The organism is Shewanella metallivivens, assembly GCF_028750675.1.
Lineage (GTDB): Bacteria > Pseudomonadota > Gammaproteobacteria > Enterobacterales > Shewanellaceae > Shewanella > Shewanella metallivivens.
Window position 1 is genome coordinate 207,560 of record NZ_JAQQPZ010000015.1, and the last position, 25,496, is coordinate 233,055.

Below are 25,496 nucleotides of genomic sequence, written 5' to 3' on the forward strand. Positions count from 1 at the left end.
TAAATTAAGAACAATATCGCAGATAAGGAATTTAGGATGAAAATGCGCATAATATGGATGGCGATTTACCTGATGGTATTGCTATGGTCTGTCAGTAATCCTAAAGATATGTTTACTTGGTGGCTCGAGGCGATCCCCGCGTTAATCGCTTTACCCATTTTATTTTTTAGTCGTAAAAGCTTCCCGTTAACATCATTGGCCTATGGACTCATTTTGGTTCACTGCTGCGTATTATTCGTTGGTGCCCGTTTTACCTATGCAGAAGTGCCTTTATTTGATTGGTTAGCCCAAGTAATGGGTAGCGAACGCAATAATTACGATAAAGTTGGTCACTTTGCTCAGGGGTTTATTCCGGCCATTTTGGCGCGAGAAATTTTTATTCGTAAACAGGTGATGCAAATCGGGGCTTGGTGCCAATTTTTGGCGGTGTGTTTTGTGCTGGCGTTTTCTGCTTTTTATGAGCTTATTGAATGGTGGGTTGCTGCGGCGACAGGTGAGAATGCCGAAGCATTTTTAGGCACTCAAGGTTATGTCTGGGATACTCAGTCTGATATGTTTTTAGCGTTAATCGGTGGCATCACAGCATTGTTATTGCTGACTCCGCTTCACAATAAACAAATAACCCAAATAATGGTTAAACCTAATCAGTAGGGCGAATTGTTTAACGATTTTTTGTAGCCCAATTAGAGTTGTTACATAATGCATATCTCTCTATAAAAGTGCGCTGTTTGTCAGCCTTAAGTCTTATTCATACTTTTGATTGACACAATGACCCTATGTACTAGCAAAAATTTACTATTATTGTTCTATGAGAACGGTGTTTGTTAATTGAACCGCTCCTGATTACATCAACTTATTGAGCAAATTAGCGCCCTCGCGTTAATTGTACCTGTTCAAGATTTTGTTTAGTGTTATTACTCTAAAGTATTAAATGCAAAGCAAAATAAACAGTCGGCAGTCGACGCGTCTAAGACTTAAGGCTAGTCAAGGTATGGGCTTTACGTATAGAATGCTGCTCAGGATGTGCTCAAGTGTTAAAGAGCAAAATAAGCTTTTCAGGGAGAAGAGTGATGAGTTCTAATATCGATGAATTGGTGTTTTTACATCAAATAGCCGCACCATGCCATTTAGCTATTTTAGCTGAATCAATCGGCTTAAAAACCCGCATAGTTAAGCATGCTGCTGAGCTTGAACTTGATAAAAATTCGAATAACTTTTATCTCATTTCACAAAAAGGCGCAGCGCTAGATGCAAAAGGGATCCCTTTGCTGGTGTCACGCTTAGTCAACCATGTTCCTGTGGCACTTTACCAAGTTGAACGCGGCTCGCTCGATCAAGAATCTGCCTTATTACTTGGCGTGCGCGGTTTATTGTATAGCGACCAACGCATGGACTTGATGTTAACTGGCTTACGGAAAATGGTCTCTGATGAACTGTGGTATGACAGACCGCTGATTAGCAAAATTTTTAGACGTTTAGTTCAACAACTTGATACCAACGTTGATTTAACTGAAGAAACGGAAGCCATTGTGCAACGGCTAACAAACCGCGAACGCACAATTATTCAATTAGTATCAAGTGGCGCACGTAATAAAGAGATCGCTCAGCGTTTATGCATTAGTGAGCATACGGTTAAAGCCCATATCTCTTCTATTTTTAGAAAAACAGAATCACGCAACCGTGTTGAACTGTTACGTTGGGCTCAGGCTTACCAAAGTCACTGCGAATTAGTCAGCTAAACCAGATGGCCATATTGTTAACCCAAAGGAGCTTAGGCTCCTTTTTTGTTTATCTTTAAAAATGTTAATCACAACAGTACACTAGGTAGGATTATTAATAACAAAAATGGAAAGTTGTCATGAGTATTTGGTTTAACGATTTCACCTTAGAAGATTGTGCCCGTTTAGATGCTGGGATGCAGGGTAAAGGCACATTAATGCAAACATTAGGCATTAAAATTACTGAAATTGGCAATGATTATATGGTGGCAACCATGCCAGCAAATCCCTCGGTACATAATCCATTGGGGATTGTACATGGTGGCGCGAATGTCGCGTTAGCAGAAACGGTTGCCAGTTATGCGGCTAATTTTGTCGTTGATTTTACTCGCTACTATTGTGTTGGCCAAGAAATTAACGCCAACCATTTAAAAGCCTCACGTAATGGTGAACTAACGGCAATCGCTAAGCCAGTTCATCTTGGTAAGCGCAGTTCTGTATGGGAAATATTGATCCGTAATAGTGCAGGCGAATTATGCTGTATTTCACGTATGACTGCAGCAGTCGTTGAGCGCTAAGCTATACTTATTGATCTGGGGATCATAAGTCAGCGTGGTTTATTTTGGGGAATAAACGATAAAGCAAAATGCTCACCTTATATTTTTATCTCGCTTATAAGGTTTTTTGCTTGATTTGTTGTCACACAACTATCGCTTGGCTGTTATAGGCAGATAACAACAGCCCGCTAATGTGGCAAATACATTATGTTAAGGAGAATCCATGGACAGCATTAATATCTGGGAATGGGTTGGTTATTTGGCCTCTGTCGTTGTTGCAATTTCGCTGATGATGTCAGACATCAAGAAATTACGCTGGTGGAACTTGATTGGTGCAGGACTATTTGTGGCTTATGGTTTAGCCATTGATGCGATCCCGGTGGCATTGGTCAATTTCTTTATTGTACTGATCGATGTTTATTATTTGGTTAAGTTATACCGAGCACCCACCTCAGAGAATAAATAGCCGATTTATCTGTCACTCCATTCAAGCCAATGTGTCGATGTTGGCTTTTTATTTCAGACAATTTACCCATCTAGCATCTCATCTGTTTTTTCAATGCAAACTATACCGGTAAATCTGTTTTTTAGTTTGCGCTCATCTGTTTTAATCGTTTTAATTAATTGTTGTGCGCATTTATTATTGCTTCATCGATTGATGAGTTGAGTAAGGAAAATCATCATGGCAACAGTTTACGACATAATTGAGCAGTGGCTAACAGACCACACATAGGAGCAAAACATGAATCAAGCTAACTATTTAACAAGTCAAAATGGCGCTCCAATAGCAGACGACCAGAATTCTTTGTCGGCTGGTGAGCGCGGGCCGCTACTATTACAAGATTGGCACTTAATTGAGAAGCTTGCCCACTTTAACCGCGAACGTATTCCTGAGCGTGTTGTACATGCAAAAGGCACCGGTGTATACGGCACATTTACCTTAACCAAAGATTTAAGTGAATACACTATAGCTGATCATTTTAACGGTGTAGGTAAGCAAACTGAAACATTTGTACGTTTCTCGACAGTGGGCGGCGAAATGGGCTCGGCAGATGCTGAACGTGACCCTCGCGGATTTGGATTACGTTTTTACACCGCTCGTGGTAACCACGATATTGTCGGTAACAATACCCCAACATTTTTTATTCGTGATGGTATTAAGTTCCCAGACTTTATCCACACTCAAAAACGCCACCCACAAACCAATTTAAAAGATCCACAAGCCATGTGGGATTTTTGGGCCCTTAACCCTGAATCGCTGCACCAAGTGACTATTTTGATGTCAGATCGTGGTATTCCGGCTAACTATCGCCAAATGCACGGCTACGGCTCGCATACATTCTCATTTTGGAATGCTAAAGGAGAGCGTTTTTGGGTTAAGTTTCACTTTAAATCACAACAAGGTGTGGTGAATTTAACCGGCGAACAAGCCGATATCTTAAAGGGCATTGATCCTGACTCGTCACAGCGCGACATGATGGTGGCCATAAATGATGCAAATTTCCCGCGTTGGACTGTCAACGTGCAAATAATGCCGGAGGCTGATGCAAATACCTATGCCATCAACCCATTTGATTTAACCAAAGTGTGGCCGCACAGCGATTATCCACTCATTGAAGTGGGCGTACTTGAGCTAAACCGTTTACCGCAAAACTACTTTGCTGAAGTGGAGCAAGTGGCATTAGCGCCAAGCAACTTAGTACCTGGTGTTGGTGCATCGCCAGACAAAATGCTTCAAGCACGTTTGTTTTCCTATGCGGATGCACAGCGGTATCGTATTGGTACTAATTACAATCAGTTGCCGGTTAACTGCCCACATGCAGCTAAAGCCAATCATCACCAACGTGCTGGAGCTATGGCTGGAACAGCGTGCCCATACCAAGGGAGTCAAACCGGTGGTGATGCAAGTGTGAATTATGGCCCTAATACTCAGGTGCCATTAACTGAAAACATTGATTTTGCAGAACCACCATTACGTTTAGATGGTGAGGCTGCACGTTATAGCCGTTACAACCAAGACGACTTTACTCAATCAGGTAACTTATACCGTATATTCAGTGAAGAAGAGAAAGTGCGTTTAGTTGATACCATTGCGGGGACCTTAAGCCAAGCAACACTTGCGGTACAGCAAACGATGGTCGATCACTTTACCAAAGCTGATGCAGATTACGGACTACGCGTAAAACAAGCGTTAGCTAAGTAATTTGAGCGAGTAATTGAATTAGGCTAGATATAACCCAATAAAACAGGAAGGCTTGCCTTCCTGTTTTTTTGTCTTTAAAAAACGAACCACTAAAAGAGACTAGCCTTTGGTTAACTCATTAACATCGCCACGATTGTTAACTGTAACAGACCATATTGTGGTTGATACCATAACGTTGCCAATGAGGGGCTTGATGTCGCTGTTGTCGCCGTTTTTACCGCTGCTAAAATCGAATTTGCAAGGGCATCAACTTGGCTGTTACTGGGATTGAGTTGTGTAAACGAATTTTTAATTAACTCAATACACTCAATTAGTTGAACCCAAAGTGGTACTTGTTGTGCAGGCGATGTTACTGTTAAGCGCTGTTCAACAAGTTGCCAACGCTCTAAAGCATTGGCAAGGATTTGAATTAACGCCTCCTGACTTTGGTTTACCTCTAACGTTGGCATACTGTCTAAAGGTGATGTCGCAATAGCTGGAGATTTTCCTGCTAATTGATAACCTCGCTGTGCTTTACTGGCTTTACCGAGACGCACCGGAACCGATTTCGCCACCGAAATAGCTAAAGGAAGTAAAGCAGCTGCTTGGCCTGAGAGTAATTCAAATTCAAGTTCGCATATCGGTTCGCTGAGATCACCTGCAATAATCTCACCGATATCCAAGGCGACTTCGACGACAGATCCTTGATGTTCAATGTGCCAAGTTTGTCGTTGAAAATTGGTTTCAAAAATACACTCAAGAGATTCTGTGATCGCATTAATGTTTTGTCCATCAGGCCAAATTTTAGACGGAAAAAGTGACAGGTCCGGCATTTTTTGATTAATGCTAATATTATATTCTGGACGTGAATGGATACCTCCAACAACACTACCTGCTGTTTTTATGGTCTGTTCGAGTTGTTCATCAAAGCCTCTTACACGTAAACCCATATCCCAACGGCGCAGTTGTAAATCAGTGGTATCAAAATATCCGTTGGTTAATTTCTTTTGTCCTTGAGGGGACGAGTGAGGGAGTTCATTCAATATTTTTTTCAATAAATCATGATCTTGTTGTTGAATGAAGAGTTTCAACTCTATTTCTGCGTCCATTTACTTTTTGCCCTAGCTGTAATCAAATGTTCATTAATGCGTCATATTTAGTTCATAATGTAATATTGCTGTCATAAAAATATCTTAGGATAGCCTTGCTCGCATCATATATACTGAGCAACGATAACTGAGAAACTGTGTGATATAAAATTAAAAAACACAGTTTCATTATGCGGACGCTTGGGTTAACATGCGCCCGCTTTTTCCAAACTGGAATTAATTAAATAGGTAAACGGCAATGCCAGTAAACTCTATTTTAGGTGTGTTTGCAAAATCACCTCTTAAGCCTTTAGAACAGCATATCGACAAAGTACATGAGTGTGCATCACTTCTTGTTCCATTCTTTGACGCGACCATTTCAGGTGACTGGGATGAAGCGGTAAAGATCCGCAAACAAATTAGTTTGCTGGAAAAAGACGCTGATTCACTCAAGCGTGAAATTCGCCTAACGTTACCTGGTGGATTGTTTATGCCAGTTGAGCGTACTGACTTACTTGAGTTATTAACTCAGCAAGACAAAATTGCCAACAAAGCAAAAGATATCTCTGGCCGCATTATTGGCCGTCAATTAGTCCTTCCTCAGCCTGTACAAGCTGCTTTCGCTGCCTATCTAAAGCGTTGTTTAGATGCCGTGTCTTTAGCTAAGCAAGCGATTAACGAGCTCGACGATTTACTCGAAACCGGTTTCCGTGGTCGTGAAGTTGAGTTGGTTGCCAAAATGATCAATGAACTCGATATCATCGAAGAAGATTCTGATGATTTGCAAATTCAAGTGCGTCGCCAATTGTACGCATTAGAAGATGGATTGAATCCGATCGATGTGATGTTCATGTATAAAATTATCGAATGGGTTGGAGGTTTAGCAGATCTTGCTGAGCGTGTGGGCTCCCGCCTAGAGCTAATGCTAGCTCGTAATTAATCACAAGGTTATCAAGGAAACAACATGGTTGATGTATTAGTCACCAACGGCCCAATGCTTATTATGATTGCGGCGGCATTTGGATTTTTGATGGCATGGGGTATTGGCGCAAACGACGTAGCCAATGCAATGGGGACCTCTGTAGGTTCTAATGCCATTACTATTAAACAAGCCATCATTATTGCAATGATTTTCGAATTCTCTGGCGCATTTTTGGCGGGCGGAGAAGTGACCAGCACGATTCGAAAAGGGATTATCGACGCGAGCTATTTTATCGATGTACCTGAATTATTGGTATACGGTATGATTGCATCGTTGTTAGCTGCAGGTATTTGGTTAGTGGTCGCATCGGCGCTAGGCTGGCCGGTATCAACTACGCATTCTATTATTGGTGCAATTGTTGGTTTTGCTGCCGTCGGTGTCAATATTGACTCTGTGTCATGGGGCGCAGTAGGTGGTATTGTTGGCTCATGGGTAGTAACACCAGCGATTTCAGGCTTTATTGCTTACATCATTTTCCAAAGTGTACAAAAGCTGATTTTTGATACTGAAGATCCGTTAGCCAATGCTAAACGTTATGTGCCTTTTTATATGGCCTTAGCGGGTTTTGTGATGTCATTAGTGACAATTACCAAAGGCTTAAAGCACGTTGGATTGCACTTTTCAACAACAGAAGCCTATGTATTAGCTATCGTGGTTGCATTGATTGTGGGTATGGTTGGTAAAGTTGCCATTGGTCGTTTAAAAATGAGCGACAAAGCAGACGTTAAAACCCAATTTGGTAATGTTGAGAAAGTATTTGCCATATTAATGGTTGTAACAGCTTGCTGTATGGCATTTGCCCATGGTTCAAACGACGTTGCCAATGCGATTGGCCCGTTAGCTGCAGTGGTCTCTATTGTTGAAAGTGGTGGCGTCATCGGTTCTAAAGCCGTGTTATCTTGGTGGATTTTACCATTAGGCGCCACGGGTATTGTATTAGGTTTGGCTATTTTTGGTCAGCGTGTAATGCAAACCATTGGTAAAAATATTACTCACTTAACACCTAGCCGTGGTTTTGCTGCTGAACTTGCTGCCGCATCTACTGTGGTATTAGCTTCTGGTACTGGTTTACCTATTTCTACTACTCAAACTTTAGTGGGGGCAGTATTAGGTGTTGGTATGGCTCGTGGTATTGCGGCGATTAACATTGGTGTTGTGCGTAATATTGTCGTTTCTTGGGTCGTCACCTTACCTGCTGGCGCGGCATTATCGATAGTGTTCTTTTACATTATCAAAGCGATGTTTAGTTAATTTAACTATCGAACCGCACACATTCGTAAAAATATGAATGGTTAAATGCATTTAAGAAGGAAGTCATATGACTTCCTTCTTGCATTCAGGGCATTTAATAAATAGCATGACAACAAGATTACAACGTTTGGATAATTACCCGTGTTAAGACTGCTTTCAATCTTCGTTTTAGTGCTTGTACCCAGTTTAGTGTTTACTGTGCAAGCCGAATCTGATTACATCTCTGATGATGTATTTACTTATATCCATGGCGGCCCAGGAACTGATTTCCGTATTATTGGTAGTGTAGAAGCTGGGCAGCCAATAACATTATTGGGTAACACTCAAGGCGACTTTACTCAAATTATCGACCATAAAGGCCGTGAAGGTTGGGTGTTAAGCAGTTTAGTGACTGACAAGCCAAGCTTTCGTGTACGTTTTCCTGAGATGGAAGCACAACTGCGAGAAAGCAATGAGCGGCTTAATAAAGTGTCTCTCAGTACAGACAACAATGAAGAATACTTAAAGCTGGCCAATGATAAAATTGCCGAACTCACCAAGGCATTGGCACAAGCAACGGCAGAGCGTGATGAGGCGCAATCTAAAATCTCTCAAGTGGTTGATGATCAACGTTATGAGTTGTGGCAACAAGGTGGCTTGATTGGTGGATTAGGTGCGTTAATCGGTATTATTTTAGTTTATTTACCTCGCCCGCAGCGTAGAAATAAAAATCGGTGGATGTAAGCTCATCGCGATTTTTTGAAAAAGTACAATTAATAAAAGGTCAACGATTTAAACGTTGGCCTTTTTTTATGGTTTTTTATGATGAGCTTAATTCGCGAATAATTACTTTAGTTCTTACTTAATAACTTGTTTTTAATTAGTGATTTACGGTTGGTTACTGATTTGATTAACTCATTTTGTCAACATTTTTTTATGGCTTTTAGTCTTGTTAATTAAACAATCAATCACAACTATTCAACTATTGTGTGCAAGTTCACATTTTGAATGTATAATCGCCGAAAATTAGATCGTACATTGTATACAAAATAAAATATTCGTGAATACAGTGTCCATAAATCACCACCTCAACCATCCTTAACCTGACCTAGATGGAAGCGAATACTATGTTCAAAGCGAGTGAAGTACTGGGCGGTCGTTATGACAATGCCACTCTAGAGGAATTGTTTCGTGCAGTGACTAATAACTACATTGTCGATGAAGAACAATACCTGTCCGAATTGATTAAGCTTGTGCCATCATCAGAACAAGACATTGAACAAGTCACTCGCCGTGCCCATGAACTTGTCAGCAAAGTGCGCCAGTTTGAGAAAAAAGGCCTAATGGTCGGTATTGATGCTTTTTTGCAACAATACAGCTTAGAAACGCAAGAAGGCATTATTTTAATGTGTTTAGCAGAAGCCTTGTTGCGCATTCCTGATGCGGAAACGGCTGATGCACTCATTGAAGATAAATTGTCTGGTGCTAAGTGGGATGAGCATTTAAACAAGAGTGGATCTGTTTTAGTCAATGCATCGACTTGGGGCTTAATGTTAACGGGTCGCATCGTCAAATTAGACCGTAATATGGATGGCACGCCAAGCAACCTATTGAAGCGTATTGTTAATCGCGTGGGTGAGCCGATGATCCGCCAAGCAATGCTTGCGGCAATGAAAATTATGGGTAAGCAGTTTGTTTTAGGTCGCGATGTGAAAGAAGCGCTTAAAAACAGCGAAGCAAAGCGTAAGTTAGGTTATACCCACAGTTATGATATGTTGGGTGAAGCAGCGCTTACAGCCAGTGATGCGCAAAAATATTTTATCGATTACAGCAATGCGATCCGTGATTTAGGTGCGCAGCAATACGACGTATCTGACTCACCCAGACCCACTATCTCAATTAAATTATCTGCATTACATCCTCGTTATGAAGTGGCAAACAAAGACCGTGTATTAACCGAATTATACGACACTGTTATTAAGCTCATTGTCCAGGCGCGTGAACTTAATATTGGTATTTCTATCGATGCAGAAGAAGCGGATCGCCTTGAATTATCGCTTACTCTATTTAAAAAATTGTATCAGTCTGAAGCCGCTAAAGGTTGGGGCTTATTAGGCATTGTGGTGCAGGCTTATTCAAAGCGCTGTTTACCAACACTATGTTGGCTAACGCGTTTGGCGAAAGAGCAAGGTGATGAAATCCCTCTGCGTTTAGTTAAAGGGGCATATTGGGACAGTGAGCTTAAATGGGCGCAGCAAGCAGGTGAAGCTGGCTACCCACTCTTTACCCGTAAAGCCGGTACCGATGTGTCGTACTTAGCTTGCGCGCGTTATTTACTGTCTGATGCCACCCGCGGAGCTATTTATCCACAGTTTGCGACTCATAATGCCCAAACTGTTGCCAGTATTGATTTAATGGCTGGCGACCGTTTGTACGAGTTTCAACGCTTACACGGAATGGGCCAAGAGCTTTATGACACCATGCTGGCTGAAAGCGGTGCCAAAGCGGTACGCATTTATGCGCCAATTGGTGCCCACAAAGACTTATTGCCTTACTTAGTGCGTCGTTTACTTGAAAATGGTGCCAATACGTCTTTTGTGCATAAGCTCGTTGACCCCAATACCCCAATAGACAGCTTAGTGGTACACCCTTTGGTCACGCTCTTAGGTTACAAGAGCTTAGCGAATCATAACATTGTTCAACCAGCTGATATTTTCGGTGCAGAACGTAAAAACTCTAAAGGATTAAACATGAACATTATTTCTGAGTCAGAGCCATTTTTTGCTGCAATCGATACCTTTAGCAATACTCAGTGGGCAGCAGGTCCATTGGTTAATGGCAAAATCTTGCAGGGTGAAGTACAAACCGTTGTGAGTCCATTTAATACTGAATTAACGGTGGGCACAGTTGCGTTTGCCGACGCAAACGCGATTGAGCAAGCCATTGCAGGTGCTGATACAGCATTTAGCCGTTGGGCACGTACTCCAGTTGACACTCGCGCTAACGCCTTGCAAAAATTAGCTGACTTACTAGAAGAAAACCGTGAAGAATTGATTGCATTGTGTACCCGCGAAGCTGGTAAGAGCATTCAAGACGGTATTGATGAAGTGCGCGAAGCCGTCGATTTTTGCCGTTACTATGCCGTGCAAGCGAAGAAAATGATGGCTAAACCTGAATTGCTTCCTGGCCCAACAGGTGAGTTAAACGAACTGTTTTTACAAGGTCGCGGCATTTTTGTGTGTATTAGCCCATGGAACTTCCCATTAGCGATTTTCTTAGGTCAAGTATCAGCAGCGTTAGCGGCGGGTAATACGGTGATTGCCAAACCTGCAGAGCAAACGTGTTTAGTGGGTTTCCGTGCAGTGCAGTTAGCTCACCAAGCGGGTATTCCCACTGACGTATTGCAGTTTTTACCCGGTACGGGGGCGGTGGTTGGCTCGGCGATTACAGCAGATGAACGCATTGGCGGTGTGTGTTTTACTGGCTCTACTGGTACGGCCAAATTAATTAACCGTACTTTGGCTAATCGTGATGGTGCCATTATTCCATTAATTGCTGAAACCGGTGGCCAAAATGCCATGGTGGTTGACTCTACTTCACAACCTGAACAAGTGGTAAATGATGTGGTTTCGTCATCATTTACCAGTGCTGGACAGCGTTGTTCGGCGTTACGTGTGTTGTTTTTACAAGAAGACATTGCCGATCGCGTTATTGAAGTGATGAAAGGCGCAATGGAGCAATTAACCATTGGCGATCCAAGCTCAGTGAAAACGGACGTTGGCCCAGTGATTGATGCCACTGCAAAAGCGAACTTAAATGCGCATATTGATCACATCTGCCAGGTAGGTAAGTTAATTAATAAGCTTGAGCTACCAGAGGGTACTGAAAATGGTCACTTTGTGGCGCCTACAGCGGTTGAAATCGACTCAATTAAGTTACTTGAAAAAGAACATTTTGGACCGATTTTACATGTCATTCGTTACAAAGCTGCCGATTTAGCTAAAGTGATTGATGAGATCAACAGTACCGGATTTGGCTTAACGTTAGGCATACACAGCCGTAATGAAGGGCATGCGCTGTCTTTAGCAGATAAAGTCAATGTAGGTAACGTGTATATTAACCGTAATCAAATTGGCGCTGTGGTTGGTGTACAACCCTTTGGCGGTCAAGGTTTGTCTGGCACAGGCCCTAAAGCCGGTGGGCCACACTACTTAACCCGTTTTGTGACCGAAAAGACCCGCACCAATAACATTACCGCTATTGGTGGTAATGCGACGTTATTGTCGTTAGGCGATGCTGACGAGTAACTCATCACGTCATTATGCTGATTAGCCCACCTTTAAGTGGGCTTTTTTATGCCCGCTAATGCTGAGTAGGAACATTATTACGTTTTAAACCACGGCTAACATTAGTGCACATTTTGGCAAAGCGACTGATATCACCGAGTGTAGGAGTCACCCCTTGAGCCATGGCGGCTTCCCAGTAATTGATTTCAGCGTCGACTAAATCCAACAACTTTTTAGGGCAACCGACACAAGTAGTATTTGGCCCACAATGAAAGATATCAGGCTGATCCAGTGGAAAGCTGACTTTTACTTGAGAGATGAGTTGTTTCATCGCCGTCATTCTGTCTGGCTTACGTAACATAGTTTCACCTTATGGATGTCGATGAACTCTTGTCAGGTTAACAAATCGGCATTAGGTTAGTGTTAACTTAAATCAAGTTTGAGTGAAATTAACGGGAGAGTTTGATTAAATTTTGTAGAAGTTTTCCTGCTTAATGAGAAATAATGCTTTGGCAGCAAAGAAGTCTAGACGTCTAGATTGACATGAGCAAAAAGTTCTCTTATCCTTGGCGCAACTTGTTAAGATGTGACTGCAATATTTAGTTTGTGCCCAGAGCCACTAGATAATACCGATGACCGAGATTGTGTCTTACTCGCTTTTCTCATCCGACAACCCCAAATCGTTAAGATAAAGAGAGATTACTTTGACCACACCAATTCAATCATCCACGACAGCTGTTAAAAATCCTGCTTCGTTTGTGGCGTTATTACCCTTATTTGTATTTTTAGGTTTATTTATTGGCGCTGGCTTATATTTTCAAAGCCAAGGTGTTGATTATGCGTTTTATCAATTACCGAGTGTGATTGCGATCTTGCCAGCCATTGTATTGGCGATCTTGTTATCTAAGCAGAAAATTAACCAAGCAATTGAAACGTTTATTGAAGGCATTGGCCACAGCAATATCATTGCAATGTGTTTAATCTATTTGCTCGCGGGAGCTTTTGCTGCAGTGGCTAAAGCGACAGGTGGTGTAGACGCTACCGTGGCTTTGGGTTTATCGTTTATTCCGTCTAATTTATTACTGCCAGGCTTTTTTGTGATAGCAGCATTTATTGCCACCTCAATGGGGACCTCAATGGGGACTATTGCAGCGGTTGCACCTGTCGCGCTAGGTGTTGCTGATCAGGCTCAAATTGATTATGCATTAATGGCTGGTGCGGTAATGTCGGGTGCGTTATTTGGCGATAATTTATCAATTATCTCAGATACCACAATCGCGGCAACTCGTACGCAAGGCTGTGAAATGAAAGACAAGTTTCGTGAAAACTTAGTATTTTCTATTCCTGCTTCGATCATTACCTTAGTGCTATTTTCATTGGCTGGCCAAGGTCAGGCTGATATTGCAGCACAAGATATCGATATTTTAAAAGTGGTCCCTTATTTGACGATTTTAGTGCTTGCTGTTGCAGGGCTTAACGTATTTGTGGTGTTGTCTTTAGGCATTGTACTTGCTGGCGCCACTGGGGTGTTTACTTCAGAGTATACCGTTATCCAAATGGGCAATGATATTTACACTGGTTTTACTAACATGCAGGAAATTTTTATTCTGTCGATGTTAGTGGGTGGTTTAGCCGCGCTAATGCAGCAGCAAGGTGGATTGACCTTTGTCAGTCAAATCATTGAGAAACTGATTAGTCGTTTTTCAAAAGCCAATGGTGAAGCGTCAAGCCGCGCGGCTGAATTAGGTATGGCGACCATTGTTGCAGCAACCAATACCTGTGTGGCAAACAATACGGTATCGATTGTCGTTACCGGTGATATTGCCAAAGAGCTCGCTGAAAAGCATGGCGTAACGCCTAAACGTGCAGCCAGTATTTTGGATATTTTCTCTTGTATTATTCAAGGATTAATTCCCCATGGTGCTCAAGCATTGCTGATAGCATCAGTATTTACCATAAGCCCATTAACTGCTGTGTCTAATGCTTGGTATTGCATGATATTAGCCGTGACCGCTGTCGTTATTGTGGTATTACGTAAGCGCACTTAATACTCTTTACCCGATAAATTTGTGACTAATACACACATGCCCAACCCAAACGGTTGGGCATGTTGTTATTTGCTTTAAATTTAGCCGCTAACGGGTTAGTATTTGCCTCCTTTTTAATATAAGCATGATCAGTATCAAGTGATATCTAGAACTCGAAATTACGACTTGCACCTAGTGATTGTGTTGATGTCTTTAGCCGCAGCAATGATTTGCTCATTTGGGGTCGGCAGTGCATTACTGGCTGATGCTGGCGAGATCAGCCTTGATATGCTGATGATCCGTCCTGACACTTTGGGCGATTATATGAACTCACCGCTGGCGGTGGTGTTTAATTTGTCGTTGTTAGCAGGTGGCTCTTGCTTGTTGCTGGCTATGGTTGCAGTATTTCATACCTATCAAGATGGACTCAGTCGCTACTTGGCTATGGTGGGGGGCATTGTGGGGGCGAGCATTATTTTGATGGGTGTGTTTCCGATTAATTTTTTAGATATCCACCGCAAAGTGTCTACCTTGTATTTATTCAGTTCAATTGTACTGCATTGTGTTTGTGTTTTAGATTATTTCAAACCCGGTAGCACCATGAGCAAACGTATGTTGGCGTTTACTATTATGGCGTTATTGAGTGGCGGTTTGTTATTGCTACTGTTAGATTGGAATTTACTCGATTTTCCTGAGTGTTCTGTTTATATGCCGCAGTATTGTGGTGTGTCTTTAGCGATGTGGTCGTTAACTCAAGCCAATATTTTATGGTGTGTTTGTTTGAGTTTTCACATGATGAAAACCATTAAAGCCCAGCAAAAAGTGGTTTATAAGTGGCTCGAAAATTATTAGTTTTTTAATTTAAAGGTAGCTCTAGGCTATGTCTTTGGTTCGCATTAGTCATTATTTGGCCTTGTGTGGCGTTGGGTCACGCCGCCAAGCGGCACGGTTAATTGAGCGCGGATGCGTTAGCATAAACCATCAGTTGGCTAAACATAGCGACCGGGTTGATAGCTCCACGCCTCTTAATATCTGTGTTGATGGCCAACCTGTGTTATCTCCGCAAGAAAAGCAATATTGGCTGTACCATAAACCCGTAGGTATTGATTGTCGTTTATTGATTAACGATCCCAGTAGTTTACTTCATTTACTTCCCGCAAAACCAAGGCTGTACCCCGCAGGGCGTTTAGACAAAGATTCTCGCGGTTTATTGCTCTTAACCAATGATGGCGAGCTCACTCAAACCTTAATGCATCCTGATTTTAACCACAGTAAAACCTATGTAGTACAGGTGGATAAACCGCTCACGGCAGAGTTTCTAAGTGATATGGCCACAGGAGTGAGTTATGCCAAGGTGCAAACAAAGCCATGCCGCATAAGGTTAGTTAACTCAACAACCTTTGAAATAGTGCTCACTCAAGGGTTAAATCGCCAAATTAGGCGCATGTGTCAGGCGTTGGGCTTTAAGGTGATTGATTTACTGAGAACAAAACTCATGGAGGTGTGTTTAGATGATTTGCCAGAAAAAACAATGCGGCCAGTATCGGCCGCAGAGTTAGTGACTTTAAAGCAACTCAGTTAACGTAACTGAGTTAATACAAGGACTATTTGGCGATATCCATTTCAGCTAATAGGTTGTCAGCATTATCTAAATACTTCATCACCCATAACATGTAACGGCTATCAACTTGAATAGAACGATTGCTTTGAGCATCGTAACCCCAATCGCCAATAATGCTTTCGTATACACCATCAAACAATAAACCAACGAGCTCAGCTCGACCATTTAAGGTGGGTGAGCCCGAGTTACCGCCTGTGGTATCAAGGGTCGATAGAAAGTTAACCGGCACAGAATCAATGGCCTTAACGTAGTAATCGCCGTATTGCTTTTGCTTAATCAGTTCAAGTTGCTTTGCGGGTGCATCAAATGGATCCGCTCCAGTATCTTTAGCTAATAAGCCCTCTAAACGAGTAAAGGGTACCGCTTTTAATCCATCTTGTGGCGAGTAACCTTTCACGTTGCCTACTGTCACTCGTAAGCTTGAGTTTGCGTCAGCATAAACCGGTTTACCTAACTCGCGGTTGTAGGCAATGATGGCATCCATGTACTGTGGACGCACTTTCATTAAATCACCTTCTAATTGCTTTTTGGCTTTTTCCAGAGCCATATCAGCGTCATAGGTTTGTACTGCAAATTGAATAAAGGGATCGTTTGACGCTTTAAAGTCAGCAACCGATTTATTCATCCAAGCTAAACGTGTGTCTTTATCGTCAAGCTTAGTTTTTGCATACATTTTGTCGAGGGTTTTCGCTAAGGCTTTAGCGTCAAACTTATTGGTAATACCAAACGCATTATCTAATGATGCAATACGTTGCTCAGCAGGTAATGCGGCATAGCGAGTCAGTAAATCCGCTAGTAAAGCTTTATCAACACTGGCAGCATAACGACGGTCGATTCGCTCCATGCTTGAGGTAAAGTTTGTCATGTCGCGATCTTGAAAACCGGGCTCACGAGCCATATCGGCTAAGGTTTTCTCATTTGCTAAACGGTATAAGTTACGTGCGGTGGTCACCATAGTGGTGTAACCGATATAACCCAGTAACATGTCCCGTTCTTGGTTTAGTTGGCTTTTTGCCACTAGTTTCTCAAGGTTTGCTAAGGTTTCGCCGTACTTTTGCTGGCGTTGGTTATCTTTGCTAATCCAGCTTGCTAGATCACTTTCCACTTTTTGTCGATCGGCTAACATGGTTGATTTACCATAAAACTCAATCATCGAAGTGAAGTTTTTAGCATAGTTAGCTAAGCCAGCAATTAAGCTTTCGTATTTGATTCGCTCGTCGCTGCCTTCTGGCGCAGTGTCTTTGATGATATCAATCATCTTCTCTTGCAATTCTTTTGCATGAGGGTATGACCAATTGAATTGGTTGTTCACTTCATCTGCTGTGCGGTAACGGTTAGTGCGACCTGGGTAACCCGCCACCATCACAAAATCGCCATCACTCACACCTTTGGCTGATACTTTTAAAAAGCTTTTGGGCTCATAAGGAACGTTGTCTTTGCTGAAATCGGCAGGCTTACCGTCTTTTGATACATAAGCACGATAAAACGAAAAATCACCGGTATGACGAGGCCACATCCAGTTGTCGATATCGCCGCCGTATTTACCCACACTTGCTGCTGGGTTATAGGCTAAACGCACATCGCGAATTTCCAGTTGTTTGACAAGGTAATATTCTAAACCGCCGTGAAAGCTATACACCTGGCAGCGATAACCTTCTTCTTGTTCACACTCAGCCACTAAGGCTTTTTCTTGTAGCTCAATGCCTTTGTAAAAGTCATTGCCGACTTTATCCATTTGGCCAGCGGTTACTTTGTCTGTCACGTTGGTGACATCTTCGGTAACAAAAATACGTGAGCCGGGTGTTGCTGGTAATTCTTCTGCATAGGTTTTGGCTAAAAAGCCGTCTTTAAGCAGGTTTTTTTCAGGCGTTGAGTTGTACTGAATTGAGCCATAAGCGCAGTGGTGATTGGTGACGACCAACCCTTTTGGAGACACAAATGAGGCTGTACAACCGCCTAGGCTGATTACGGCGTTCATTGGGAACTCTGTTAATTTTGAAATAGAGTCCGCGCTTATTTCTAACCCTTTTGCTTTAAGTTCGTCAGCCATTGCAGGTAATTGATGTGGTTGCCACATCCCTTCATCAGCCGAAGCACCAAAACTGGCGGCGATGGCGGCAGTTAATAACCATTTTTTCATTATAATTAGTCCATTTAGATATTATTGGTTGCCCAGAAAACAAAAAAGTCAGGCTAAGCCTGACTTTAACAAAAGTTGTTACTTCATGGTAGCGCCTGAAAAACTCGCTTACAAATCATTAACAGTCTTGATTAACCCAGTGCGACCATGAGTTGAGCAAACACAATAAGGGCGCCTAATAATCCGGCAATGACAAGCGCGAATGTACCTCCACAGACTTGGTATCCCCCCAACATTTGGGCGCGTTGTTTTAATGCCATGGCTATGGGTAAAAAGATAATCATCACCACCAATGGAATCGCAGCAAACCCCAAGACCTGGAAAAAGCCATCAGGATAATAAAGTGCACACAAGAGTGGTGGAACAAAAGTGATCAACCAGGTTTTTGCACGGCCGGCGACATCATCTCTGGCACGGGTTAGCTCGGCGACATAATCAAATAGGCTCATGGTTACCCCTAAAAATGAGGTCACTAATGCAAGGTTTGCGAAGAGATCAATGGCTTGGCTAATGATGCTCGATTGAGCAAGGCCTTGTAATGCAGCCACCAGTTTAGGCAAAGAACCACCAAAGTTATGTACGGCTTCACCACCTAGTGAGCCTAGGGTAACCAGCAACCATAAAATGTAACACACTAAAGGGATGGTAGAGCCAATCAGGAGCACTTTTCTTAATGACACAGCATCACCATCAAGGTAGCGCACAATGGTCGCAATACACACATGAAAACCAAAAGAGGTAAATACCACAGGGATAGCGGCTAACCATAGTTGCTGCAGTGCATCGCCAGAGGCAACGGTTGTAGAGTAGTTATTTAATGCTGTTATTAAGCTAACATCGGGCAATAAAAAGCTCACGACCACCACTAATAACAACACCATTGCACTAAATAAAAAACGCGATATTTTATCAATCCATTTAACCCCGATAGCAATCAAACCACCAAAAAACACGGTAAATAAGATCACAGCAACCTGATTGCTCATGTTAATGCCTATTGGTTGAAGGCGGGTTTCAAGTAACGATGACCCCCCCATCAAATAGACCATGGTTAAGGCAAATAATAAGCTCAAAAAAGAGCCGCCTTGAATCATTTGGCCGACTTTACCGAGGGTTTTGCCTGTGATTGCATGAACGTTATCACCCACACCGCTGCGCAGATTAATTTCTAACATAAGCAGTGAGGTGTAGGCAGAAATAGCCCAAATGACCACTAATAAGATTAATGCGGGGATTATACCTAGTGCTGCTGTGGCTAAAGGTAAAGCGAGCATACCGCCGCCAATAGCGGTTCCCGCGACAATCGAAATAGAACCTAAGGTTTTCAAATTCACAGCTAATGTCCAGTGTAATTATTATTTTATTTGTGTCGGACATTAGCAGAAGGGTGATGGGACAGGCAAGGATCTTTGGCAGTTAAAGGCTATCAGGGCTGTTTGCAAACAATTACGCAACATTAAGCCAAACTGTTTTACACGTCATATTTGCAATAGTGTAGCATTACGGCGTTACTATTGGGCCTCAATGATTGTTAAGTGACATCTACAATGTAAAAGCAGGTGATTGAATATAATTCGTAAGTCGTTATAATACGCTTAGTTTTAGGGGAGTAGCTAATCTTGTGTTGCGCGATGTAGCATGCAAGGTGTCGGTATCAACATAATTGGCCTCATGCCATGGTGCAGACAGTAACACACTGTAAATTGGTGATGTTTACCCAGCGAGACCTAAGCACAATCACTGCATCAAGGGGTATGCGGCGGCTTGTGCTTAGTTGTCATTTACCCCTAGGATTGTCATATTGGACGCATTACTCACTTCTACCTTCTCTGTTGCAATTGCCGAAATTGGCGATAAAACACAATTGCTCGCATTGCTACTCGCTGTTCGCTTTAGCAACAAATCCGCCATAATCAGTGCCATTTTACTTGCGACCTTAATTAATCATTTTATTGCTGCGTATTTGGGGCAATGGGCGATAGGCTGGCTAGATCCTCAATGGTCACGTTATATTGTTGCCACGAGCTTTTTTGCCATAGCATTATGGGTATTAATTCCCGATAAAATCGACGATGATGATCATCGTTTTTATAAACTAGGGGCTTTTGGCGCGACGTTTATTTTGTTCTTTATTGCTGAAATCGGGGATAAAACGCAAATCGCCACCGTGGTGCTCGCGGCAAAGTATCAATCACTGACCTGGGTCGTCATTGGTACTACCTTAGGCATGCTCATTGCCAATGTACCGGTTGTTTTAGTGGGGCATTTTAGTGCGAACAAGTTACCTATGGCACTTATTCACCGAGGCTGTGCGCTGATTTTTGCTTTGCTCGGGGTTGCCACGCTCATGTGGTAAATAGAGGGATGATGATCAAAAGCCAAATTCTTGATAACAAGACCGCCCGAGGATTACCTTGGGTGGTGGCGATTGCGTTTTTTATGCAGTCGTTGGATGGCACCATTCTCAATACCGCCTTGCCCGCAATGGCCCGTGACTTAAACGAAGATCCTCTGCGCATGCAAGGTGTCATTATTGCTTACATGCTTACGGTGGCTTTGTTGATCCCAGCATCAGGCTGGATAGCCGATCGCTTTGGCACTAAAAAGATCTTTTTAAGCGCGATTGTATTGTTTAGTTTCGGTTCGTTGTTGTGTGCATTTTCTCATTCACTCGATATGTTGATCGGTGCGCGGGTGGTGCAAGGACTTGGCGGCGCATTGATGCTACCTGTTGGACGCTTAGTGGTGCTGCGGGCTTACCCGCGAACCGAACTTGTGCGGATTATGGGATTTATCACTATTCCTGGGTTACTGGGTCCATTGATTGGCCCAACAATGGGCGGCTGGATGGTGCAATACTTAACCTGGCATTGGATATTTTTAATTAATCTACCCGTTGGCCTGATAGGATGTTATGCCGCATTTACATTCATCCCCGATTTACGAGGCAAACAACAATCGCGCTTTGATAGCCTTGGGTTCGTATTATTTGGTGCGGCGATGTTGTTCATCACCGTTGCAATGGAAGGATTAGGTGAACTGCATTTACCTCATTTAAGGGTGATGTTGCTGTTATTTGCTGGCATGGCATGTTTGATTGCTTATTGGCTTAGAGCTGGCCGGGTGGCCAATCCATTATTTTCACCCTCGTTGTTTAATACCAGAACATTTGCAATCGGTCTTTTTGGTAATTTATTCGCAAGGCTCGGTAGCGGAGCTCTGCCGTTTTTAGTGCCATTATTATTGCAAGTGGCTTTGGGTTACTCACCGTCTCAAGCTGGGATGAGCATGTTACCTTTGGCCGCCGCGGCTATTTTGGCTAAGTCGTTAGCACGACCAATTATCGAACGTTTAGGTTATCGAATGGTGCTTACTGCAAACACATTGGCATTAGGGATTATGTTGGCCAGTGTTGGTTTAGTGAGCGAGCAAACACCTTATTGGTTGCTGCTGACTTTATTGGCGATTTTGGGCGCAATTAACTCACTGCAATTCACCGCAATGAACGCAGTAACACTGATTGATTTAAATGATGAAAATGCCAGTAGCGGTAATAGTTTGTTATCTGTGGTTGGTCAGTTATCGTTAAGCCTAGGTGTTGCATGTGCTGGCGCGTTACTCGGAGGCTTTAGTGGCAATATGGCGAGTGATACACAAACGGCAGTATTGAGTGCATTTCAGCTGACTTTTTTGAGTGTTGGTGTCATGACCATGCTAGCCGCGGCGATTTTTGCTTTGTTATCAAAAGAAGATGGCCGCATGTTGGCGCAAGATTGACAACATTTGTCATCAATAGTGATAAAGCTTTGTCGAAGTCGTTTTTAATTGATTTTTTTGTGCAGTTAAACACATTCTACATACCCAGATTGGTTAAAATATAAACACAGGTCTCGGTTTTTTATATGACTAAGGAGTGGGGTATGAGTATTAAAAAACATGGTTTGTCGATAGGCATAAACCGTATCGAGAATGTTTTCTTTGTGACACTGAAAGCTGTGGGTACCTTAACTCACGAAGATTATCTGGTGATTACACCGATGCTTGAAGGTGCGCTTAGCCAAGTCGATCAACCCAAAATCAGTTTGTTATTGGATGCTACCGAACTTGAAGGTTGGGAATTACGTGCCGCTTGGGATGATTTACAACTAGGGTTAAAACACCAGTCTGAATTTGAACGCGTTGCTATTTGGGGTAATAAAAACTGGCATGAATGGGCTGCAAAAATGGGCAGTTGGTTTATTTCTGGTGAAATGAAGTATTTTGAAGACCAAAATGATGCGCTGAAATGGTTACGCTATTAAATTTAAGTCATTTTAAAAACAAAAACCTAGCATTAATTGCTAGGTTTTTTATGCATCATATTTTTATGCCGTGGTATTAATATTATGACCGCTATTACCGACCGGTTGCGGTGCGGGCGCGGCGGCTTCAATCAGCTGCAGTGCCATTTGCCCTTCAATTTCTTGTTGATCTTTTGCCATCACAGCCACTTTCAAACTGTTTCCTGAATCGATCGTCGTTGGCATCGATGATGGTGCATTCAGACTGATAGTCATGCTTTACCCTCAGTTTTGAGTTAGTAAAAGTATATCGGCATAGTAGGGTTAAACTTGAGTCGTAAATCATTTTATTTATGGATAACAGTTGATACATTGCGCGCAATTAATGTGTGGTATAATTTAATACTAATACGGTCACCTGTTGGATTTGCACGGATATACCAAGGTATTTCGATTATTATTTGTGAGCAGAGCGAAGTCTATGTCTACTAAACATCATCCCGATCAATCGGTTAACCCTTTAGCACTTGAAAACCAAGTGTGTTTCTCATTGTACAGTGCGACCAATGCCATGATCCGCGCCTATAGACCCTTACTTGATGAACTGTCACTCACTTACCCGCAATATTTAGTGATGATGGTGCTTTGGCAAGAGCCTGGCATCAGCGTGAAAACCTTAGGTGAAAAGCTTCATCTTGATTCAGGAACATTAACGCCGTTACTGAAACGTTTAGAGACCAAAGCGTTAGTTAGCCGTGGTCGCAGTGAATTAGACGAGCGAGTTCGGGTTTTACACGTGACTGAAGCGGGGCGTGAGTTACATCAACAAGCTCTGGCTATTCCTGAGCAAATGCGCTGTAAAGTCGGCGGAACGTTAGACGATTTAGCACAACTTAAAAAATTGTGTGATCAAGCATTTGCTATGCTGAATTCGGGCGAGGCGACAAGCTGTGAAATGTGATTATTTTCAGCGTGGTGATTGTTTATCCTGTCGCAACATTGTGCAACCAATGGCACAGCAAATTGCCATTAAACAACAGCAGCTTGAGGCATTATTTGGTGAGTTAGCGGTAGGGAAATGGCTGCCACCGGTATTGAGTGCCGAGTCTGGTTTTCGTAATAAAGCTAAAATGGTGGTATTAGGTGCCGCGCATCAACCCATCTTAGGCTTAGTTAATCCACAAGGCGAGGCCGTTAGCTTATGTGATTGCAGCTTGTATCCGCATGATATGCAAGTACTGCTGCATCGGTTAGAGCGTTTTGTGCAACAAGCGGGCTTACCGCCATATCGTGTCGACAAAGCCAAAGGTGAACTGAAATACATCTTACTGACACGCAGCCAAAAGCACGGCCAATTTATGTTGCGCTTTGTGATGCGCAGCGAGCAAGCCATTGCCCGCATCGAGCGCGAGTTACCACAGCTTTTACAAGAGTTTCCAGCAATAGCGTTAGTGTCTGTCAACATCCAGCCTGTGCATATGGCGATATTAGAAGGCGAGCAAGAAATCTTTTTAACTGAGGCGACTCGTTTAGAAGAACAGTTTAATCATGTGCCACTATTTATTCGCCCTAAAAGTTTTTTTCAAACCAATCCTGAGGTTGCTGCACAGTTATATCAAACCGCTCGCGAGTGGGTGGCAGAGTTTAACCCAAACTACATTTGGGATTTGTTTTGTGGCGTAGGGGGGTTTGGTCTGCATTGTGCCGATAAGCATATTCGTTTAACCGGCATCGAAATTGAGGCCGAAGCCATTGAATGTGCCAAACTATCAGCTGAAAAATTAGGCTTATCTCAGGTTGATTTTAGTGCGCTTGACTCAACAGCATTTGCCCAAGGGCAGGCCATACAAGACAAACCGGATTTGATTATTGTTAATCCACCAAGGCGTGGATTAGGCGAAGCATTGTGCCAGTCATTGAGTCTGTTTGCGCCTAAGGCCATAGTGTATTCTAGCTGTAACCCCAATACACTAGTTAATGATTTAGCCAGTATTGAGGGTTACCAGATCACTAAAGTGCAGTTGTTTGATATGTTTGCGCATACTGACCATTTTGAAGTGTTAGTTATGCTAGAAAAGCTGTAAGTGAAGAGTGGTCATGAAATTGTCATTTTTATGTCATAAAATCATGATTCAACATTAAAAGGATCTCGGGCGATGTGGCAAATCTTCAGTCGTTTTTTAGCGTTAGGCTTAATCAGTTTTGGTGGTCCTGCGGCCCATATTGGTTATTTTAGAAAAGCATTTGTTGATGATTTGCAATGGCTCGACGCCAAGCAATACGCCAGTTTTGTTGCCTTAAGCCAATTTATGCCGGGTCCTGGCTCTAGCCAAGTCGGCTTTGCTATTGGTTATCACAAAGGTGGGGTGCTGGGTGGGCTCGCGGCATTTTTGGGGTTTACTTTACCGTCTTTTTTACTGCTATTTTTGTTCGCTGTAACCAGTGCACAATGGTTAGACATGACTGCAGTACAGGGTATTATCCATGGTTTAAAATTGTTGGCTGTTGTGGTGGTTGCCGACGCCACGTTAACAATGTTTCACCAATTTTGTCAGCGTAAAACCGCGAAGGTGTTAATGGCAGTAACAGCGGTTGTTATTGTGATAATACCATCGATGTTAACTCAAATAGCCGTGCTCATTGTCGCTGCCATTGCTGGGGTGATTTTACTGACTCGCGGTGAAAATATGACGCCAGAGGCTCCTCAAATCTCGCTTGATTATCGCTGGCTTGCCTTATTTATTTTGGGCTTAGTTATTTCTCTGTATTTTATTGGTCATGATGACAGCTTAGGGCAAGTTTTTGCGCAATTTTATCAAGTTGGTAGCCTAGTTTTTGGTGGCGGTCATGTGGTATTGCCATTACTTGAAGCCAGCGTGGGCGACTACATTACCCCAGATCGCTTTTTGACCGGCTATGCGCTTGCGCAAGCAATCCCAGGGCCGATGTTTACTTTAGCGACATTTTTAGGGGCTGATTTGTGGTTAGAATCACCAATAATGGGCGCCATTGTGGCGACCTTAGCGATTTTTTTACCGGGCTTTTTACTTATGCTGGTGGGCTTAAAAAGTTGGCACACCATTAGTCAGCGCCCTCACATTGCTGGCGCATTAGCCGGTGTTAATGCCGCCGTAGTGGGGCTATTACTCGCAGCACTTTATCAGCCAGTATTTACCAGTGCGGTGATTATGCCGCTCGACATGGCGTTAGTGATTATTGGCTTTAGTGTATTGAAAATTTTTAAACCGAGTATCGTTTGGTTGGTAGTCGGGTTTGCTGTTATAGGAGCTGTGCTAACCTTATTGTTGCAGTGATTCATTTTTTATGATTTTGCGATGTATTTCACTTTATTTAGTGAGAATGTTTGGTTACAAATCATAAACAT

Annotated in this window: 23 protein-coding genes; 18 read left to right on the forward strand and 5 right to left on the reverse strand. The window is 42.7% G+C overall.

Features of this window, described 5'->3' with window-relative positions; all coding sequences use genetic code 11:
- Positions 1–36: 36 nt before the first annotated feature.
- From PQR79_RS19040 to katB, 5 genes are all read left to right on the forward strand, one after another.
- Positions 37–651 carry a DUF2238 domain-containing protein gene (locus tag PQR79_RS19040; protein ID WP_238106204.1) on the forward strand — a complete coding sequence of 205 codons (615 nt, stop codon included), beginning with the start codon at positions 37–39 and terminating at the stop codon, positions 649–651.
- Between the two features lie 419 nt (positions 652–1,070).
- Positions 1,071–1,739 (forward strand): helix-turn-helix transcriptional regulator, encoded by a 669-nt coding sequence (locus PQR79_RS19045; protein ID WP_238106268.1) that lies wholly within the window; start codon positions 1,071–1,073, stop codon positions 1,737–1,739.
- A gap of 119 nt (positions 1,740–1,858) precedes the next feature.
- Complete coding sequence (locus PQR79_RS19050; protein ID WP_238106205.1) at positions 1,859–2,296, forward strand: PaaI family thioesterase; 438 nt, start codon at positions 1,859–1,861, stop codon at positions 2,294–2,296.
- A gap of 202 nt (positions 2,297–2,498) precedes the next feature.
- Complete coding sequence (locus PQR79_RS19055; protein ID WP_238106206.1) at positions 2,499–2,741, forward strand: hypothetical protein; 243 nt, start codon at positions 2,499–2,501, stop codon at positions 2,739–2,741.
- Between the two features lie 276 nt (positions 2,742–3,017).
- Positions 3,018–4,478, forward strand: a complete 1,461-nt coding sequence (katB, locus tag PQR79_RS19060) for a catalase KatB (protein WP_238106207.1) — start codon at positions 3,018–3,020, stop codon at positions 4,476–4,478.
- 110 nt (positions 4,479–4,588) lie between these two features.
- Here the strand turns inward: katB and PQR79_RS19065 are convergent, their stop codons facing one another.
- Complete coding sequence (locus PQR79_RS19065) at positions 4,589–5,566, reverse strand: CYTH domain-containing protein (protein ID WP_238106208.1); 978 nt, start codon at positions 5,564–5,566, stop codon at positions 4,589–4,591.
- Positions 5,567–5,804: 238 nt separating this feature from the next.
- Between PQR79_RS19065 and PQR79_RS19070 the strand changes: the two genes are divergently transcribed.
- From PQR79_RS19070 to putA, 4 genes are all read left to right on the forward strand, one after another.
- Entirely contained in the window at positions 5,805–6,485 is a 681-nt protein-coding gene (locus PQR79_RS19070) for a TIGR00153 family protein (RefSeq protein ID WP_238106209.1), read from the forward strand.
- 24 nt (positions 6,486–6,509) lie between these two features.
- Positions 6,510–7,778 (forward strand): inorganic phosphate transporter, encoded by a 1,269-nt coding sequence (locus PQR79_RS19075; RefSeq protein ID WP_238106210.1) that lies wholly within the window; start codon positions 6,510–6,512, stop codon positions 7,776–7,778.
- Between the two features lie 141 nt (positions 7,779–7,919).
- Positions 7,920–8,501 carry a TIGR04211 family SH3 domain-containing protein gene (locus PQR79_RS19080; RefSeq protein WP_238106211.1) on the forward strand — a complete coding sequence of 194 codons (582 nt, stop codon included), beginning with the start codon at positions 7,920–7,922 and terminating at the stop codon, positions 8,499–8,501.
- Between the two features lie 368 nt (positions 8,502–8,869).
- Positions 8,870–12,064, forward strand: coding sequence for a bifunctional proline dehydrogenase/L-glutamate gamma-semialdehyde dehydrogenase PutA (gene putA / locus PQR79_RS19085; protein WP_238106212.1), 3,195 nt, complete (start codon positions 8,870–8,872; stop codon positions 12,062–12,064).
- 55 nt (positions 12,065–12,119) lie between these two features.
- Here the strand turns inward: putA and PQR79_RS19090 are convergent, their stop codons facing one another.
- Positions 12,120–12,404: a hypothetical protein gene (locus PQR79_RS19090; protein ID WP_238106213.1), complete on the reverse strand. Its 285-nt coding sequence runs from the start codon at positions 12,402–12,404 to the stop codon at positions 12,120–12,122.
- Positions 12,405–12,747: 343 nt separating this feature from the next.
- Here PQR79_RS19090 and PQR79_RS19095 point away from each other — a divergent pair, with 343 nt between their 5' ends.
- The 3 genes from PQR79_RS19095 to PQR79_RS19105 all read left to right on the forward strand — a co-directional run bounded on the left by PQR79_RS19095 (position 12,748) and on the right by PQR79_RS19105 (position 15,652).
- Positions 12,748–14,091, forward strand: a complete 1,344-nt coding sequence (locus PQR79_RS19095) for a Na+/H+ antiporter NhaC family protein (protein WP_303648611.1) — start codon at positions 12,748–12,750, stop codon at positions 14,089–14,091.
- Positions 14,092–14,229: 138 nt separating this feature from the next.
- The gene (locus PQR79_RS19100; RefSeq protein ID WP_274408620.1) at positions 14,230–14,922 is read left to right on the forward strand and encodes a DUF998 domain-containing protein; all 693 of its coding nucleotides are present in this window, start codon (positions 14,230–14,232) and stop codon (positions 14,920–14,922) included.
- Between the two features lie 28 nt (positions 14,923–14,950).
- Positions 14,951–15,652, forward strand: a complete 702-nt coding sequence (locus PQR79_RS19105) for a 23S rRNA pseudouridine(2604) synthase RluF (RefSeq protein ID WP_238106215.1) — start codon at positions 14,951–14,953, stop codon at positions 15,650–15,652.
- 22 nt (positions 15,653–15,674) lie between these two features.
- On the opposite strand, the gene PQR79_RS19110 is transcribed toward PQR79_RS19105, so the two are convergent.
- Together PQR79_RS19110 and PQR79_RS19115 are read right to left on the reverse strand one after the other, a co-directional pair.
- Entirely contained in the window at positions 15,675–17,831 is a 2,157-nt protein-coding gene (locus PQR79_RS19110) for a S46 family peptidase (RefSeq protein ID WP_238106216.1), read from the reverse strand.
- Between the two features lie 131 nt (positions 17,832–17,962).
- Positions 17,963–19,165 carry an aromatic amino acid transport family protein gene (locus tag PQR79_RS19115; protein ID WP_238106217.1) on the reverse strand — a complete coding sequence of 401 codons (1,203 nt, stop codon included), beginning with the start codon at positions 19,163–19,165 and terminating at the stop codon, positions 17,963–17,965.
- Between the two features lie 467 nt (positions 19,166–19,632).
- Here PQR79_RS19115 and PQR79_RS19120 point away from each other — a divergent pair, with 467 nt between their 5' ends.
- The 3 genes from PQR79_RS19120 to PQR79_RS19130 all read left to right on the forward strand — a co-directional run bounded on the left by PQR79_RS19120 (position 19,633) and on the right by PQR79_RS19130 (position 22,132).
- Entirely contained in the window at positions 19,633–20,187 is a 555-nt protein-coding gene (locus tag PQR79_RS19120; RefSeq protein WP_238106218.1) for a TMEM165/GDT1 family protein, read from the forward strand.
- A gap of 8 nt (positions 20,188–20,195) precedes the next feature.
- Positions 20,196–21,608, forward strand: coding sequence for a multidrug transporter subunit MdtD (mdtD, locus tag PQR79_RS19125; RefSeq protein WP_274408621.1), 1,413 nt, complete (start codon positions 20,196–20,198; stop codon positions 21,606–21,608).
- A 143-nt stretch (positions 21,609–21,751) separates the two neighbouring features.
- Positions 21,752–22,132 (forward strand): SpoIIAA family protein, encoded by a 381-nt coding sequence (locus tag PQR79_RS19130; protein ID WP_238106220.1) that lies wholly within the window; start codon positions 21,752–21,754, stop codon positions 22,130–22,132.
- 63 nt (positions 22,133–22,195) lie between these two features.
- On the opposite strand, the gene PQR79_RS19135 is transcribed toward PQR79_RS19130, so the two are convergent.
- Positions 22,196–22,387: a cytoplasmic protein gene (locus PQR79_RS19135; protein ID WP_238106221.1), complete on the reverse strand. Its 192-nt coding sequence runs from the start codon at positions 22,385–22,387 to the stop codon at positions 22,196–22,198.
- A 205-nt stretch (positions 22,388–22,592) separates the two neighbouring features.
- Between PQR79_RS19135 and ohrR the strand changes: the two genes are divergently transcribed.
- The 3 genes from ohrR to chrA all read left to right on the forward strand — a co-directional run bounded on the left by ohrR (position 22,593) and on the right by chrA (position 25,425).
- Positions 22,593–23,072, forward strand: a complete 480-nt coding sequence (gene ohrR, locus PQR79_RS19140) for a transcriptional regulator OhrR (protein WP_238106222.1) — start codon at positions 22,593–22,595, stop codon at positions 23,070–23,072.
- Between the two features lie 49 nt (positions 23,073–23,121).
- The gene (rlmC, locus tag PQR79_RS19145) at positions 23,122–24,195 is read left to right on the forward strand and encodes a 23S rRNA (uracil(747)-C(5))-methyltransferase RlmC (protein WP_238106223.1); all 1,074 of its coding nucleotides are present in this window, start codon (positions 23,122–23,124) and stop codon (positions 24,193–24,195) included.
- A gap of 72 nt (positions 24,196–24,267) precedes the next feature.
- Positions 24,268–25,425, forward strand: a complete 1,158-nt coding sequence (gene chrA / locus PQR79_RS19150; protein WP_238106224.1) for a chromate efflux transporter — start codon at positions 24,268–24,270, stop codon at positions 25,423–25,425.
- The last annotated feature ends 71 nt before the right edge of the window (positions 25,426–25,496 follow it).

Coding starts and splice junctions, on each gene's coding strand:
- PQR79_RS19075 (WP_238106210.1), top strand. CDS start 6,510: ATGGTTGATGTATTAGTCACCAACGGCCCAATGCTTATTATGATTGCG.
- PQR79_RS19105 (WP_238106215.1), top strand. CDS start 14,951: ATGTCTTTGGTTCGCATTAGTCATTATTTGGCCTTGTGTGGCGTTGGG.
- chrA (WP_238106224.1), top strand. CDS start 24,268: ATGTGGCAAATCTTCAGTCGTTTTTTAGCGTTAGGCTTAATCAGTTTT.
- PQR79_RS19055 (WP_238106206.1), top strand. CDS start 2,499: ATGGACAGCATTAATATCTGGGAATGGGTTGGTTATTTGGCCTCTGTC.
- PQR79_RS19050 (WP_238106205.1), top strand. CDS start 1,859: ATGAGTATTTGGTTTAACGATTTCACCTTAGAAGATTGTGCCCGTTTA.
- katB (WP_238106207.1), top strand. CDS start 3,018: ATGAATCAAGCTAACTATTTAACAAGTCAAAATGGCGCTCCAATAGCA.
- PQR79_RS19135 (WP_238106221.1), bottom strand. CDS start 22,387: ATGACTATCAGTCTGAATGCACCATCATCGATGCCAACGACGATCGAT.
- mdtD (WP_274408621.1), top strand. CDS start 20,196: ATGATGATCAAAAGCCAAATTCTTGATAACAAGACCGCCCGAGGATTA.
- PQR79_RS19040 (WP_238106204.1), top strand. CDS start 37: ATGAAAATGCGCATAATATGGATGGCGATTTACCTGATGGTATTGCTA.
- PQR79_RS19045 (WP_238106268.1), top strand. CDS start 1,071: ATGAGTTCTAATATCGATGAATTGGTGTTTTTACATCAAATAGCCGCA.
- PQR79_RS19110 (WP_238106216.1), bottom strand. CDS start 17,831: ATGAAAAAATGGTTATTAACTGCCGCCATCGCCGCCAGTTTTGGTGCT.
- putA (WP_238106212.1), top strand. CDS start 8,870: ATGGAAGCGAATACTATGTTCAAAGCGAGTGAAGTACTGGGCGGTCGT.
- PQR79_RS19070 (WP_238106209.1), top strand. CDS start 5,805: ATGCCAGTAAACTCTATTTTAGGTGTGTTTGCAAAATCACCTCTTAAG.
- ohrR (WP_238106222.1), top strand. CDS start 22,593: ATGTCTACTAAACATCATCCCGATCAATCGGTTAACCCTTTAGCACTT.
- PQR79_RS19065 (WP_238106208.1), bottom strand. CDS start 5,566: ATGGACGCAGAAATAGAGTTGAAACTCTTCATTCAACAACAAGATCAT.
- rlmC (WP_238106223.1), top strand. CDS start 23,122: ATGGCACAGCAAATTGCCATTAAACAACAGCAGCTTGAGGCATTATTT.
- PQR79_RS19090 (WP_238106213.1), bottom strand. CDS start 12,404: ATGTTACGTAAGCCAGACAGAATGACGGCGATGAAACAACTCATCTCT.
- PQR79_RS19130 (WP_238106220.1), top strand. CDS start 21,752: ATGAGTATTAAAAAACATGGTTTGTCGATAGGCATAAACCGTATCGAG.